Genomic DNA, 14,039 nt, shown 5'->3' on the forward strand with positions numbered 1-14,039 from the left:
TCTCCCCTTGTGGGAGAGGGTCGCTTCGCGTAGCGAAGTGGGGTGAGGGGTCTGTCTCCGCGGATAGAGACCCCTCATCCGGCGTGGACTGCGCATAGCCGATGCGCAGCATCGGCGTTCTTTGAGAACGGCGGCCGAAGGCCGCCTATGGCCACCTTCTCCCACAAGGGGAGAAGGAAGAATGGCAGTTATGAACGCCTCGGCCACATGGCCGCAACCGCCAGCACCAGCCAGCTCAGGATCAGCAATGTTCCGCCGCTCGGCGCCGCCATCGGAAACAAGCCGTGGCCTGCATATTGGCGCAGCACCAGGTCGCCCGCGAACAATGACGCCGCGATGACGAAGCCGGCCGCCGCCACTAATCCGAGCTTGGCATGAGCGATCGCGCGGTCCGCAACCGCAATGGTCGCGATGGCGGCGGGTGCATGGAACAGCAGCATCGAGGACGCCGCCACCAGCCGCGTGGCGTCGGGCAGATGGGCCGCGGCCGCCGCCAATATCACGCCGCAGGCGCCCATGATGGCGGCACAGACGATCAGAAGGCGGGATGCGCCGTTGTTCATCGGCGCCGTTCCTCGATCAGGCGCACCATGGCGGCGCGCAGCTCCGGCATGCCGTCGCCGGTGCGCGACGAGGTCACCAGCACCTCGGGGAAGGCGGCGGGATGCTTTGCGAGCGTAGCGATGGTCTCGGCGATCGTGGTCTTCAGTTCGCCGGCCTTGACCTGGTCGGCCTTGGTCAGCACGACCTGGTAGCTGACCGCGGATTTATCCAGCGTCTTCAGCACGTCGAGATCGACATCCTTGATGCCGTGGCGCGCGTCGATCAGCACATAGACCCGCGCCAGCGTCGCGCGTCCGAGCAGGAATTTGTGGATCAGCGCCGTCCACGACGCCACCTTGGTCTTCGGCGCCGAGGCGTAGCCGTAGCCGGGCATGTCGACCAGGCGGAAGTTCGCGTTCTCCGGGCCCTCGAAGAAGATCAGTTCCTGGGTGCGGCCCGGCGTATGCGAGGTACGCGCGAGCGCACTGCGGCCGGTCAGCGCGTTGATCAGGCTCGATTTGCCGACATTCGAACGGCCGGCAAAGGCGACCTCGAGGCCGGCCATCGGCGGCAGCGTCTCAATCGAGGGCGAGGCCCAGATGAAGCGCCAGTCGCCGGCGAACAGTTTTCGGCCCTGCTCGATCAGCTCCGCATCGGGTTCGGTGGTCATGCGCGGCGGCTCGTTCTCGTTCCGTCATTGCGAGGAGCATAGCGACGAAGCAATCCATCTCTCCTCGTGTTGAGGCATGGATTGCTTCGCTTCGCTCGCAATGACGGCGCTACCTATGTCGGCTTCTTGGCGAACGTCGACTTCAGATTGTCAAACAGCTCCACCTTCACGCCGTTCTTGCGCATGATGAAGCTCTGCTGCAGCACCGAGAGCGTGTTGTTCCAGGCCCAGTAGATCACGAGGCCCGCCGGGAAGCCGGCCAGCATGAAGGTGAAGATCAGCGGCATCCAGTCGAAGATGATCTTCTGGGTCGGATCCGGCGGCGCCGGGTTGAGCTTCATCTGCACCCACATCGTGATGCCCATGATGATCGGCCAGATGCCCATCACCAGGTAGGCGCCGAAATGCGGTCCGAGCAGCGCGATCGGATCGAACGGGATCAGCCCGAACAGGGTGAACAGGTTGGTCGGATCGGGCGCGGAGAGGTCCTTGATCCAGCCGAAGAACGGCGCGTGCCGCATTTCGATGGTGATGAACAGCACCTTGTAGAGCGAGAAGAACACCGGGATCTGCAAGGCGACGGGAAGACAACCGGCGATCGGGTTGATCTTCTCCTTCTTGTAGATCTCCATCATCTCCTGCTGCTGCTTCACGCGGTCGTCAGGATAGCGTTCCTTCAGCGCCTGCAGCTGCGGCTGCACCGACTTCATCTTCGCCATCGAGGCGTAGGACTTGTTGGCGAGCGGGAAGAACAACAGCTTCACGATCACGGTCACCAAGAGGATCGCGATGCCGAAATTGCCGACCAGGCGGTAGAACCAGTCGAGCGCCAGGAACATCGGCTTGGTGATGAAGTAGAAGTGGCCCCAGTCGATCAACAGATCGAAATGGTTGAGGCCGAGTTGCTTGTTGTAGCCGCCGAAGCCGACCAACGGGAAGTTGAGGCCGACGGTCGCGGCCTCCTTGGCGCCGGCGAACAGCCGCGCATTGGCGACGCCGGTGCCGCCGATCGGAATGGTCTGCGCGCCGAGCATGTAATCGGCCCGATAGCGTTTGGCGCGCGGATCGGAAGCCGAGTCGTTGGTAAGACGGGCCGTTTGCAGCGTGGCGTTGGTGTCGGGCAGAAGGGCTGTCGCCCAGTATTTGTCGGTAATGCCCAGCCAGGCGTTGGTCACGTTGTCAAACTTGACGCCACGCGAGTCCTCGCCGGTCGGGATCTTGCTGTCGTCGATGTTCTTGTAGGTGTATTCCTGCAAGCCCTGTTCGCCGAGATAGCCGATCAGGCCTTCGTGCAGGATCGCGTAGCCCGAGACCGGCGGCTTGCCGCCGCGCGAGATCAGCCCGAACGGATACAGCGTCACCGGCGCGCTGCCTTGATTGATGACCTCGTCCTTGATGCTGAAGAGGTAGCGATCGTCGATCGAGATGGTGCGGCGGAAGGTCAGGCCCTGGCCGTTCTCGTATTTCAGAACCACCGGGGTGCTCGGCGACAGGTCGTTCGACCCCTCCTGCTGCCAGACAGTTTCGGCGTCCGGCGTCTTCACCGACGCGCCGTTGGCGGTCAGCCACAGGAACTCGGCATAATATGGCTCGGCCGTGCCCGACGGCGACAGCAGCACGATGGCCGGCGATTTCGGGTCGACCGTCTCGCGGAACTGGACCAGTGACAGATCGTCGATCCGGGCGCCCTTCAGGGCGATGCTGCCGATCACGCGCGGGGTGTCGATCTTGATGCGCGGGCCGGCTGCAAGCACGGTCTCGCGGCTTGCCACCGGGGCGTCAGCAGCAGGCTTGCCCGGTGCCGGGGAGGGCATGGTCGAAGCACCCGGAGCGGCGCCTGGCGCGGCGCCCGGGGTCACCTGCGGCGTCGGCTTCAGCAACTCGGCCTGCTTCTGCGCCTCGCGCTGCTTCTCCATCTGCGGCACATTGTAGAAATATTGCCAGGCGATCAGGACGAGGCCGGACAGAATGACGGCAAGTATCGTATTGCGGTTGTCGGACATCTCTTAGGGTCTCGTCATTCCATTCGGATTGGGCGCGCGTTTGTTGCCTGCCTTGTCGTTACCCGACGTGTTGATACTCGTCTTGGGCGCAGCAGGCCGGTCGAGGCGGCGCAGCGCCGACCGCAGGTCGTCAATCATGGTCGCAAAGTCGCGGGTCAGCGCGTCACGACGGCCGACTAGCACATAATCATGGTGCGGCCGCATGAATACGGCATCGACCCGTCTCATCACTTCGCGAAGCCGGCGGCGGATGCGGTTGCGCTCGGTCGCGGTGCCATTCTTCTTGGTGACGGTATAGCCGACGCGGATCGGGCCCTGATCGTCGCGCCGGCGGCCCTGCAGCACAAAAGCTGCGGTATTCGCCCGTGCGCCATTGGCAACGGCGAGGAAATCCGCCCGCTGCCTCAGCCGATCCATAATGGGTATCTCCGGGGAGGAGACGTCCGGGCTCAGGCGCTCAGGCGCTTGCGGCCGCGCGCACGACGCGCAGCGAGGACCTTGCGGCCGCCGGCCGTGGCGAGACGGGCGCGGAAGCCGTGACGGCGCTTGCGCACCAGTTTGCTGGGTTGATAAGTCCGCTTCACGGGTAATTCTCCGCTGACCGGGCAATTTGCCGTTGTATTGAGATGGAGTCCGGTGATGCTGGCGGGCCCAAACGAGCCGTTTACGGCCCCAAAGAGCCGCCCCCGGTCAAGAACCGGGCCATCGCGGACAGTTGGCGCGGCTTATAAGGGAGCGCCCTGTTTTCGTCAATGTCGCAGGACGTCGCAAAAATGGTTCTTTGAAACGTCGCAATTGGGGCGAATATATCTGATTTCGCGGGGTATTTGACGGTAAGGGTGCGCTTGAGGCGTTCGGGGAACCGCCGACATTAGCGATCCGTAATTTGACCGGCTTGGGGGCCGGGCCGCATCTTCCGACCCCTAAGCCAAACAAGGCCTTATCTTGTGGCTCTAACTGACGATCAGGCGACCGCGCAGAACCAGCGGCCCAAGCCGACCCTTCGGCTCGGGCTGTCAGGCAAGCTTTTGCTGCTGACGATTCCGCTGGTGATGATCGCCGGGCTCCTGATCTATGTGCCGGCCATCGCCAACTTCCGGATGAACCGGCTCAATGACCGCCTGGCCGCCGCCAATACCGCGGCGCTGGTGCTCGATGCCGCCCCCTCCGGCCTGGTGCCGGATTCGCTGGCAAGGCAGATCCTGACCAGCATCGGCGCCCGCGCGGTTGCCATCAAGCTCGGACAACAGCGTCGCCTGCTCGCCAGCGCCGATCTGCCGGCCTCGATCGACCATGATGTCGACATGCGGGCCATGACGGTGTGGTCGGCGATCGTCGATGCCTTCGAGATCATGCTGGAGCACGGCGACCAGACCATTCGCGTGGTCGGCCCCGCGCCCGGCCAGGCGCAATTCATCGAAGTGGTGATCGACGAGAAGCCGCTGCGGCAGGCGATGTACCGCTTCTCGCGCAACGTGCTGGTGGTTGCGCTCTTGATCGCCGGCCTCACCGCCGGCCTGGTCTACCTGGCGCTGCATTATCTGTTCGTGCGGCCGATGCGGCGGCTGACGGCGAGCCTGGTCGGCTTCCACGAGAATCCGGAGAGTTCGGCGCGAATCATCGTGCCGAGCCAGCGCGGCGACGAGATCGGCGTTGCCGAGCGCGAGCTGTCGGACATGCAGCGCGACCTCGTCTCGATGCTGCATCAGAAGAGCCGGCTCGCAGCCCTCGGGCTCGCCGTCTCCAAGATCAACCACGATTTGCGCAACCTCCTGGCGTCCTCGCAATTGCTGTCGGACCAGCTTGCCAGCGTGCCCGACCCGCGGGTGCAGCGCTTTGCGCCGAAACTGCTGCGCTCGCTCGAGCGCGCCATCGCCTTCTGCCAGTCGACCTTGTCCTATGGCCGCGCGCAGGAAGCGGCGCCCGACCGCCGCGTGATCATGGTGGAGCCTGCGGTTGCCGAGGTGCGGGAATCGGCCGGGCTTGCGACCGATGTCTCGATCACCTGGATCAGCGCGATCGAGCGCGGCCTCACCATCGACGCCGATCCGGACCAGCTGTTCCGCGTGCTGCTCAATCTGGTGCGCAACGCGACGCAGGCGCTGGAAACCCGGCAGGACAGCGATGGCGGTGCCCAGCAGATCCGCATCACCGGCCGCCGCGAGGGGACGGTTGCGATCATCGAGGTCTCCGACACCGGCCCCGGCGTGCCGGCCAAGGCCCGCGAGCATCTGTTCGAGGCGTTCCAGACCTCAGGCCGCCCCGGCGGCAGCGGGCTCGGCCTTGCGATCGCGGCCGAATTGATCCGTGCCCATGGCGGCCATATCCACCTGGTCGAGGGCACCATCGGCGCCACCTTCCGGATCTCGATCCCGGATCGCCCGGTGGAATTGCTGTCGATCCGCAGCGAGCGGGCCAGGGCCTGAGACCGTCCCGGTATTCCAGGGCGGCTGAAACCGCGACCGAAATTGGCGTTTCCAGACCTTGCCAACCGGACCGGGAGCCTGTAGCTAGAGCGCTCTTTCGCGGTGTTCCGGGGCTCCCGGAGCCATCCGGGCTTCAAGCCTGACCCGCGAAAATGCGCCCGTAGCTCAGCTGGATAGAGCATCAGACTACGAATCTGAGGGTCGGACGTTCGAATCGTTCCGGGCGCGCCATTCATCTTTGTTTTCATTGGATTTTTAAGGCATGTGCCCAGCGGCGAGACCGCTGTGCCCTGACCTCTCGTGCCGGCGCGCGGTCAAATACTTGTGCAGCGCAGTATATGTTATTGCATTGCAACAAAATTGGCCTATGTCGGCTTCTCAAGTCCGATTGAGGAGCCTTCACGTGACCAAGATTTCCCTCTCCATCATTGCTGCCACCCTCGCGATCGCGAGTGCAACGGCCGCATCCGCCGCAGAGCTTCCGACTTACGAAGCCGCGGGTCTGCCGATCTCGCCGATGCAGGCTGGCGTGCTTGGCGCCGCCAATGTCCACGAGCAGGCGCCGACAGCCGCGACGTCGGCCACGCCGCATCAGCTCAATGTTCTGACACCGCGAAACAAGATCACGACCGCGCGCGCTTCCGCCCGGACCGACCACTCGCTGCACTGACTGGCATAGCCGGTCCATCCACGAGACCCGCGACGACGCCGCGGGTCTCGTCGTCCCACCGGATCGCGGTGCTCTGGAAGAAAGCGTGCCGCTTGTTTGCTCTCAGGCCTTGACCAGGTCCCCTAGTAGGTTCGCCGCCACCGCAAGCTTGGCGAGCGTCAAGCCGCTGGCCGCAATTTCCTCGACCGAGCGGCGAATCCGCGTCGCTTCGGGATGCGCGGCGAGCCATGTCTCGACGGCCTCCTGGCCCGACTGGCCGGTCGCCAGCATATCCGCGGTCAGCCTCCTTTCAGCGGCTGCGATCTGGTCGATCGCGCGGTCGATGGCGAGACGCTCGAAATAATCGTTTGCCGGCACGCTGCGTGCGGCAGCGATGATGAGGTCGAGACGGAACTTGGCTTCCGCAGCAAAGAAGGTCGCAGCCGCATCGCCGATGGCGCGCCTGGTGCGCTCCGCAACCGTCACGATATCCGGGGCCGAGACCAGAGCATCGAGATCAGCGAATTCGCCGGCTATGCCGGCCGGGACGCCGGCATCGGTCAGGTCCTGCCGTCGCTTGCTGCGCGCGGCTTGCAAGTCCGGCGGAAGGGTATTGTCGAGCCCTGCAACAATCTCGCGGATAGCCGGGCCGAAGCGCGCGATGACCGCCTCCAGGCCGTCCTTGAAATCAACGTTGCGCACGTACCAGACCATACGGGAGAGCAAGAGATCCTGGATCGAAGCGTAAAGGGAAAGCTGCAACTGTCCGTCGATACAGGTGTCGAGTGCGTCGATCGCATCGTTGAGCCACTTCAGTCCGTAGGATTCATCCACCGCCACGTAGGCCATGACGATGGTTGCGACATCGGCATCGGTCTCGTCGGTCAGGCGCACAACACAGGCCGGGCCGCCGCGGTTGATCACGGCATTGACGAGACTGGTCGCGATGATCTCCCGTCGCAGCCGATGGGACTCGACCGCCGCCGGGAATCTGTCTTGAACCTCGCGCGGGAAATATTGCGATAGTTCGCGAGCAAGATAGGGGTCGTCGGGCACGTGGGTGCCGAGCAGGTCATCGTAGAGCGTCAGCTTGGCGTAGGCGAGCAACACGGCAAGTTCAGGCCGCGTCAGGGACTGACCGCGCCTCGTGCGTTCGGTGAGCGCCGCGTCATCGGGCAGGAATTCCACGGCGCGGCTGAGCAGACCCCGCTGCTCCAGCGACTGCATCAGGCGGGTGAGGAAGCCGGTCTCGGCCATGCCCTTGCGCTCGGAGAGCGATAGCGAGAGCGTCTGCAGGTAGTTGTTGCGCAGCACCAGCGTGCCGACCTCGTCGGTCATGACGGCGAGCAGGCTGTTGCGGTCAGCGAGGCTGAGGTGTCCTCGCGCTCGGGACGCGCCAGCGCGATCTTGATGTTGACCTCGACGTCGGAGGTGTTCACGCCGGCCGAATTGTCGATCGCGTCGGTGTTGAGCTTGACGCCCTTTTGCGCCGCTTCGATGCGGCCGCGCTGGGTGACGCCGAGATTGGCACCTTCGCCGATCACGCGTGCGCGCACGTCGCCGCCGGTGATGCGGATCGGATCGTTGGCGCGGTCGCCGACCTGATCGTCGCTTTCTCCCGAGGCGCGGACATAGGTGCCGATGCCGCCGAACCACAGCAGGTCGGCGCGCGATTTCAGGATCGCTGTCATCACCTCCGAGGGCGTGGCTTGCGGCTTGTCGAGATCGAGCAGGGCGCGCACTTCCGGTGCGAGCGGGATCGCCTTGAGCAGGCGCGAGAATACGCCGCCGCCTTGCGAGATCAGTGACTTGTTGTAGTCCTGCCAGCTCGATCGCGGCAGGTCGAACAGGCGCTTGCGCTCGGCAAAACTGATCGCCTGATCCGGCGACGGATCGATGAAGATGTCGCGATGATCGAAGGCCGCCACGAGGTTCGTCGCCGGCGACAGCAGCATGCCGTTGCCGAAGACGTCGCCTGACATGTCGCCGACGCCGACGGCGGTGAACGGCATGGCCTGAATGTCGGTGCCGAGTTCGCGGAAGTGGCGCTTGACCGCCTCCCAGGCGCCGCGCGCCGTGATCCCCATCTTCTTGTGGTCGTAGCCCTGGCTGCCGCCGGAGGCGAAAGCGTCGCCGAGCCAGTGGTTCTTTTCGGCCGAGATCGAGTTGGCAACGTCGGAGAAGGTAGCCGTGCCCTTGTCCGCGGCGACGACGAGGTAGGGGTCATCGCCGTCATGGCGCACGGTCGAGTCGGGCTGCACGACGGTGTCGCCGTCGAGATTGTCGGTAAGCTCGAGCAGCGAACGCACGAAAATGCGATAGGCTTCGGTGCCTTCCGCGAGCCAGGCGTCGCGATTCGAGGGCGGCGGCAGGCGTTTGGGCACGAAGCCGCCCTTGGCGCCGACTGGCACGATCACGGCATTCTTGACCTGCTGCGCCTTCACGAGGCCGAGGATCTCGGTACGGAAATCCTGCGGCCGGTCGGACCAGCGCAAGCCACCGCGCGCAACCTTTCCGAACCGCAGGTGAATGCCTTCGACACGGGGTGAGTAGACGAAGATTTCGTAGAGTGGTCGCGGCGCGGGCAGGTCGTCGATCCTGCGCGCGTCGAACTTGAAGGAGATCACCGGACGCGGATGTCCGTCCTCGCCGACCTGCCACAAATTGGTGCGGATGGTGGCCTGCACCAGATTGGTGAAGCGGCGCAGGATGCGGTCCTCATCGAGTGAGGCGACGGATTGAAGCTGCTCCTCGATTTCGGCGAGCAGCGCCGTCTCGCGTGCCAAACGCTCGGCATCGGTGCAGGCGAGGCGTGGATCGAGGCGGGTCTGGAACAGCGTGACAAGGCTGGCGGTGATCGCGGGGTTCTTGCGCAGGGTCTCCCACATATAGTCCTGGGTGAACGGCGCGCGAATCTGGTGCAGGTAGCGGGACAGGGCGCGGATGGTCGAAACTTCCCGCCAGCCCAGGGCCGTTCGCAGGATCAGGGCGTTATAGCCGTCGGATTCGGCGCGATCGCCGACCACGGCCATGATCGAGGCTTCCAGGCGGTGGTTGAATTCCGGGCCGATCCCGATCGGCTGGCCATCGCTGGTCTCGATCGTCATGTCGTGCAGCCAGACCGGTGGCGGCGCCGGCATGGCGTGCGGCGCGATCTGATAGGTGCGTTCGTTGACGACGCGCAAGCCGTGATTCTCGATCACCGGCACGCGATAGGACAGCGACAGCGGGGCGCCGTGCGAGAACACCTTCAAGCCGAAATGCGTCGGATCGTCCTCACCCTCGGTGCGGTGAACCGTGATCGCCACGGGGCGCGCGGGCGTGAGTTTTTCGATCGTGGCGATATCGGCGATCGCCTGGTCGGCGCCGAACACCTCGGTGTAGCCGCCGCTAAAGGCCCGGGCGTAACGGCTGGCGAGCATGCGCGCGCGCATGCCGTCAGTCGACGCTGTGAGCGCGGCCTTCAGCTTGTCGGCCCAGGTCGCGGCGATGGCGGCGATTCCGGCTTCGAGCGTGCCACGCTCGATGACGGGCGTTTTGGCTTCATAGCGCCCGATGATGTAGTGGACGCGCGCAAGCGCCCCTTCGGGGAAGGACACGTAGGAGGCCGACAACGTCCCCTTGTAGACCTGCGCCAGGAAGGCACCGACGCGCGTGCGCACGTCGGTGTCGTATTTATCGCGCGGAATGAAGGCGAGGATGGAGACGAAGCGATCGAACTTGTCGATCCGTGGCAGCGCCCGGACGCGGGGACGCTCATAAAGGATCAGGATCTCCATGACGAAATTGTACAGGGTGTCCACGTCGATCTGGAACAGTTCGTCACGCGGATAGTCTTCAAGAATGTGCGTCAGCGCTTTGCCCGAATGACTGTTCGGGTCGAAGCCGGCGCGCTGCAGCACCTGTGAAACCTTGTGGCGGACATAGGGGATCTGTCGCGCAGAGCGGGTGTAGGCGCCCGAGGTGAACAGGCCGACGAGGCGCAATTCGCCCTCCAGCCGGCCATCGGGCGTATAGAGCTTGATGCCGACATAATCCATCCGGATGCGGCGATGCACGCGGCTACTGACATTGGCCTTGATCACGATCAGCAGGGTCGGCTCGCGCATGAACTCGCGGATTTCCGACGTCATCACCACCATTTCGTTTCCGCGGCGCAGGACCTTCACGTCGGGATCGCGCAGGATGCCGAGACCATCGCCGGTCGTGATGTCGTCCGACGCATCGTTGTCGGGCGAGAAGCGATATTCGCGCACGCCGAGAAAGGTGAAATTGTCCGCGCACAGCCATTGCAGGAACTGGTTGGCCTCGGCGACCTCGTCGATCGGCAACGGCGGCGGATTGGAGGAGAACGTCTTGATTGCTTCCTCCACGCGCTCGCGCATGACTCGCCAGTCAGCGACGCAAGCGCGCACCTCGCTCAATGTCCTGGTGAGGCCGTCGATCAGCTTCTGGCGGTCGGCGTCGGCGTCAAGGCGAGCGATGTGAAAATGAATCAGGCTTTCGCGTGCACCCTTTGCGCCTTCCGGCAGTGCTTCGCCATGGAAGCGCAGCAGCTTGCCCTGGTGATCGCGCTCCACCGCGATGATCGGATGCGCAACCAGGGTGACCTCGATGCCTTGCTCGGCAAGCTCGGCCATGGTGGAATCGAACAGGAAGGGCATGTTGTCGTTGAGAATCTCGAGCACCGAAATCTCGCGCCCGTCCGGCATCGCCGGATTGACAACGCGGATATCTGCGCTGCCCGCCGTGCGGCTCTGCACATGCTCCCAGGTCTGCTCGGCTAGAAGGGCAAGCGATGAGGCATCGTGGTTGGCGAGGTCCTCGATGTTGGTGTGGCCGAACAGAAGTTCGGCAAAGGCCCGGGGTGTCTTGCCCGGCTGCACGATACCCGCGGCATCACGAATCAGGGTTGCGCGGGCCTTGTCGTCACGCCACGCTTCCATAACGTCCTCCCTTTCTCGCACATCCAACCGCAGTCGCGATCATCAGGTCGATCCTGGAGCGCACTTCTTCGAGCGCCATTATCCAGGTTGCGCGAAATCTCCGGTCCCGCAGCTTTGACATTATCACCCCGGAGCGGCCAAGGCGCGCGGAGCCGTGGGGCGCGAACCGAAATATCCTAATTAGAGCGTCCGGGCCAAAGCCGACGACGACGGGCTGCCGGCGCCGCAGGAATCTCGCACAATTTCAACTACATAGAAGTTCGTTATGTTGTCTGCTTGGCGCGCCATTTCGGCGCCAATCTGAAAAGAGCGCAGCCAAGTTTCCAAGCCCGGCCGGATCTGAATTCCGGCCGTCTTACTTGCCCATCCGCAGGCCCTTGGTGGTGAAGCGCTGGGCCCGGCCGCCCTCGCGCAGCGGTCGCCGCGTGCCGGCGGCCTTGCCGGTGCCGGGCGGCTGGTGTGCGGGCACCAGCTGGTCGGGACGCGAGCCGATCAGATCGGCGCGGCCCATCTGTTTCAGCGCCTCGCGCAGCAGCGGCCAGTTGTCCGGGTCGTGATAGCGCAGGAACGCCTTGTGCAGCCGGCGCTGCCGGAGGCCCTTGATCGCCTCGACCTTGTCGCTCGCCCCGCGGCGTACGCCGCGCAGCGGATTGACGCCGGTGTGGTACATCGCGGTTGCGGTCGCCATCGGCGAGGGCAGGAACGTCTGCACCTGATCGGCGCGGTAGCGGTTCTTCTTGAGCCAGAGCGCGAGGTTCATCATGTCCTCGTCGGTCGTGCCCGGATGCGCGGCGATGAAATACGGGATCAAATAGTATTTCTTGCCGGCCTGCTCGGCCGCGGCATCGAACATTTTCTTGAAGCGATTGTAGGCGCCGATGCCCGGCTTCATCATCTTGTCGAGCGGGCCGCGCTCGGTGTGCTCGGGCGCGATCTTCAGGTAGCCGCCGACGTGATGGGTGACGAGCTCCTTGATGTATTCGGGGCTCTCGACCGCGAGGTCGTAGCGCACGCCGGACGCGACCATCACCCGCTTGACGCCCTTCACCTCGCGCACCTTGCGATAGAGCCGGATCAGGTCGTCATGCGAGGTGTTGAGGTTCGGGCAGATCTCGGGGAAGACGCAGGACGGCCGCCGGCATGCCGCCTCGATCTTCGGATCCTTGCACGCCATCCGGTACATGTTGGCGGTCGGCCCGCCAATGTCTGATATCACGCCGGTGAAGCCCGGCGTCTTGTCGCGGATGCGCTCGATCTCGCGCAGGATCGAGCCCTCCGAGCGGTTCTGGATGATGCGGCCCTCGTGCTCGGTGATCGAGCAGAACGTGCAGCCGCCGAAGCAGCCGCGCATGATCGTCACCGAGAAGCGGATCATCTCCCAGGCCGGAATCTTGGCGTCCTTGTAGGAGGGATGCGGCGCCCGCGCGTAGGGCAGGTCGTAGACGGAGTCCATCTCGGCCGTCGACAGCGGGATCGGCGGCGGATTCAGCCACAAATCGCGGTCACCATGACGCTGCACCAGCGGCCGCGCATTGCCGGGATTGCTCTCCCGATGCAGCACGCGCGAGGCGCGCGCGTAGGCGTCGCGGTCCTGCTCGACTTGTTCGCAGGCCGGCAGGCGGATCACGACATTGCCCGCCTGGCGCGCTGCGCCTTCGTCGGCGGAGTCGAGATCGTCGGCATGCAGCTCGGCGTAGTCCTCAGGCACGCGGCGGAACAGCGCGACGCCCCTGATCGAGTCGAGATCGCGCGGCGCCTCGCCATTGGCGAGCCGGTGCGCCACCTCGACGACGGCACGTTCTGCGTTGCCGTAGAGCAGGAGGTCCGCCTTGGCGTCCGCCAGCACCGAACGGCGCACCTTGTCGGACCAATAGTCGTAATGCGCGATGCGGCGCAGCGACGCCTCGATGCCGCCGAGCACGATCGGCACGTCCTTGAACGCTTCGCGGCAGCGCTGCGCATAGACGATGGTGCAGCGGTCCGGCCGGCGGCCACCCTCGCCGGCCGGCGTATAGGCATCATCGTGGCGCAGCCGCCGGTCCGCCGTATAGCGGTTGACCATCGAATCCATGTTGCCGCCGGTGACGCCGAAGAACACGCGAGGCTTTCCCAGCGCCTTGAACGGCTCGGCCGATTGCCAGTCGGGCTGCGCGATGATGCCGACCCTGAAGCCCTGGGCCTCCAGCAACCTGCCAATGATCGCCATGCCGAAGCTTGGATGGTCGACATAGGCATCGCCCGTCACCAGCACGATATCGCATTGGTCCCAGCCGAGCGCGGTCATCTCGGCGCGGTTCATCGGCAGGAACGGCGCCGGCTTGTCGGCGCGCGCGCGGTGGCGCGGCCACGACGTCAGGGACATTTCGGCGTTGGCAAGGGTGCTCATAGCGGCCACGCATAAGACTCCGGCGTCGCGAATTCAACCGATCAGCATGCCGCCCGGCCCGATCGCGTGCTGCCATGGCCGAAGAGTTCCGGATCGGCTTAAGGGGATCGGAACGGCGGTCAGCAAATCATGCTGATATCTCAATGGCATAAGAGATCAACGCGGCGCCATTCTTCTGCATCCTCCCGACCGGCAACCCCCGCGATGGCATTTGGCATTCAAACTCGATCGCATTCGTAGAGCCTGCGCGCTGCTTCCGGCACTGCTTTCCTTGAGGCGACCTTCGGCCTGATGGCGCGGGCCCGATTGCGCGCGCAGAAACGTCCGGATGCAACCCGAAGCAATTCGGCAACACCTGGCGGGAAAATTCCGGCGCTCGACGACGTTCAAGACGAGTTCAATCGAACGGTTGATGT

8 protein-coding genes, 1 tRNA gene and 1 pseudogene are annotated in these 14,039 nt (G+C 64.5%); 3 read left to right on the forward strand and 7 right to left on the reverse strand.

The annotated features are described in order from the left end of the window. Positions 1–188 precede the first annotated feature (188 nt). The 5 genes from AKN84_RS06635 to rpmH form a co-directional block, all read right to left on the reverse strand. The gene (locus AKN84_RS06635; RefSeq protein ID WP_050419943.1) at positions 189–563 is read right to left on the reverse strand and encodes a DUF423 domain-containing protein; all 375 of its coding nucleotides are present in this window, start codon (positions 561–563) and stop codon (positions 189–191) included. After that, positions 560–1,213: a ribosome biogenesis GTP-binding protein YihA/YsxC gene (gene yihA, locus AKN84_RS06640; RefSeq protein ID WP_050419944.1), complete on the reverse strand. Its 654-nt coding sequence runs from the start codon at positions 1,211–1,213 to the stop codon at positions 560–562. Before yihA ends, AKN84_RS06635 begins: the two co-directional genes overlap by 4 nt. A gap of 113 nt (positions 1,214–1,326) precedes the next feature. Next, positions 1,327–3,216, reverse strand: a complete 1,890-nt coding sequence (gene yidC, locus AKN84_RS06645; protein WP_050419945.1) for a membrane protein insertase YidC — start codon at positions 3,214–3,216, stop codon at positions 1,327–1,329. Positions 3,217–3,219: 3 nt separating this feature from the next. Further along, positions 3,220–3,633, reverse strand: coding sequence for a ribonuclease P protein component (gene rnpA, locus AKN84_RS06650; protein WP_050419946.1), 414 nt, complete (start codon positions 3,631–3,633; stop codon positions 3,220–3,222). A gap of 32 nt (positions 3,634–3,665) precedes the next feature. Further along, positions 3,666–3,800, reverse strand: coding sequence for a 50S ribosomal protein L34 (rpmH, locus tag AKN84_RS06655; protein WP_008542748.1), 135 nt, complete (start codon positions 3,798–3,800; stop codon positions 3,666–3,668). A gap of 363 nt (positions 3,801–4,163) precedes the next feature. On the opposite strand from rpmH, the gene AKN84_RS06660 reads away from it, so the two are divergent. The 3 genes from AKN84_RS06660 to AKN84_RS06670 all read left to right on the forward strand — a co-directional run bounded on the left by AKN84_RS06660 (position 4,164) and on the right by AKN84_RS06670 (position 6,312). Further along, a complete protein-coding gene (locus tag AKN84_RS06660; protein WP_050419947.1) occupies positions 4,164–5,642 on the forward strand; it encodes a sensor histidine kinase in 1,479 nt (492 codons plus the stop codon). A gap of 154 nt (positions 5,643–5,796) precedes the next feature. Continuing rightward, a tRNA-Arg gene (locus tag AKN84_RS06665) sits at positions 5,797–5,873 on the forward strand. Between the two features lie 172 nt (positions 5,874–6,045). Next, positions 6,046–6,312 (forward strand): hypothetical protein, encoded by a 267-nt coding sequence (locus AKN84_RS06670; protein WP_050419948.1) that lies wholly within the window; start codon positions 6,046–6,048, stop codon positions 6,310–6,312. 102 nt (positions 6,313–6,414) lie between these two features. Here AKN84_RS06670 and AKN84_RS06675 read toward each other — a convergent pair. Both AKN84_RS06675 and AKN84_RS06680 read right to left on the reverse strand, forming a co-directional pair. Then, positions 6,415–11,237 (reverse strand): annotated as a pseudogene (locus AKN84_RS06675) (NAD-glutamate dehydrogenase). Positions 11,238–11,592: 355 nt separating this feature from the next. Beyond that, positions 11,593–13,623, reverse strand: coding sequence for a YgiQ family radical SAM protein (locus AKN84_RS06680; protein WP_050419949.1), 2,031 nt, complete (start codon positions 13,621–13,623; stop codon positions 11,593–11,595). Positions 13,624–14,039: the final 416 nt, after the last annotated feature.

The sequence above is a fragment of the Bradyrhizobium tropiciagri genome, from assembly GCF_001189845.1.
In the GTDB taxonomy this organism is placed as follows: Bacteria; Pseudomonadota; Alphaproteobacteria; order Rhizobiales; family Xanthobacteraceae; genus Bradyrhizobium; species Bradyrhizobium tropiciagri.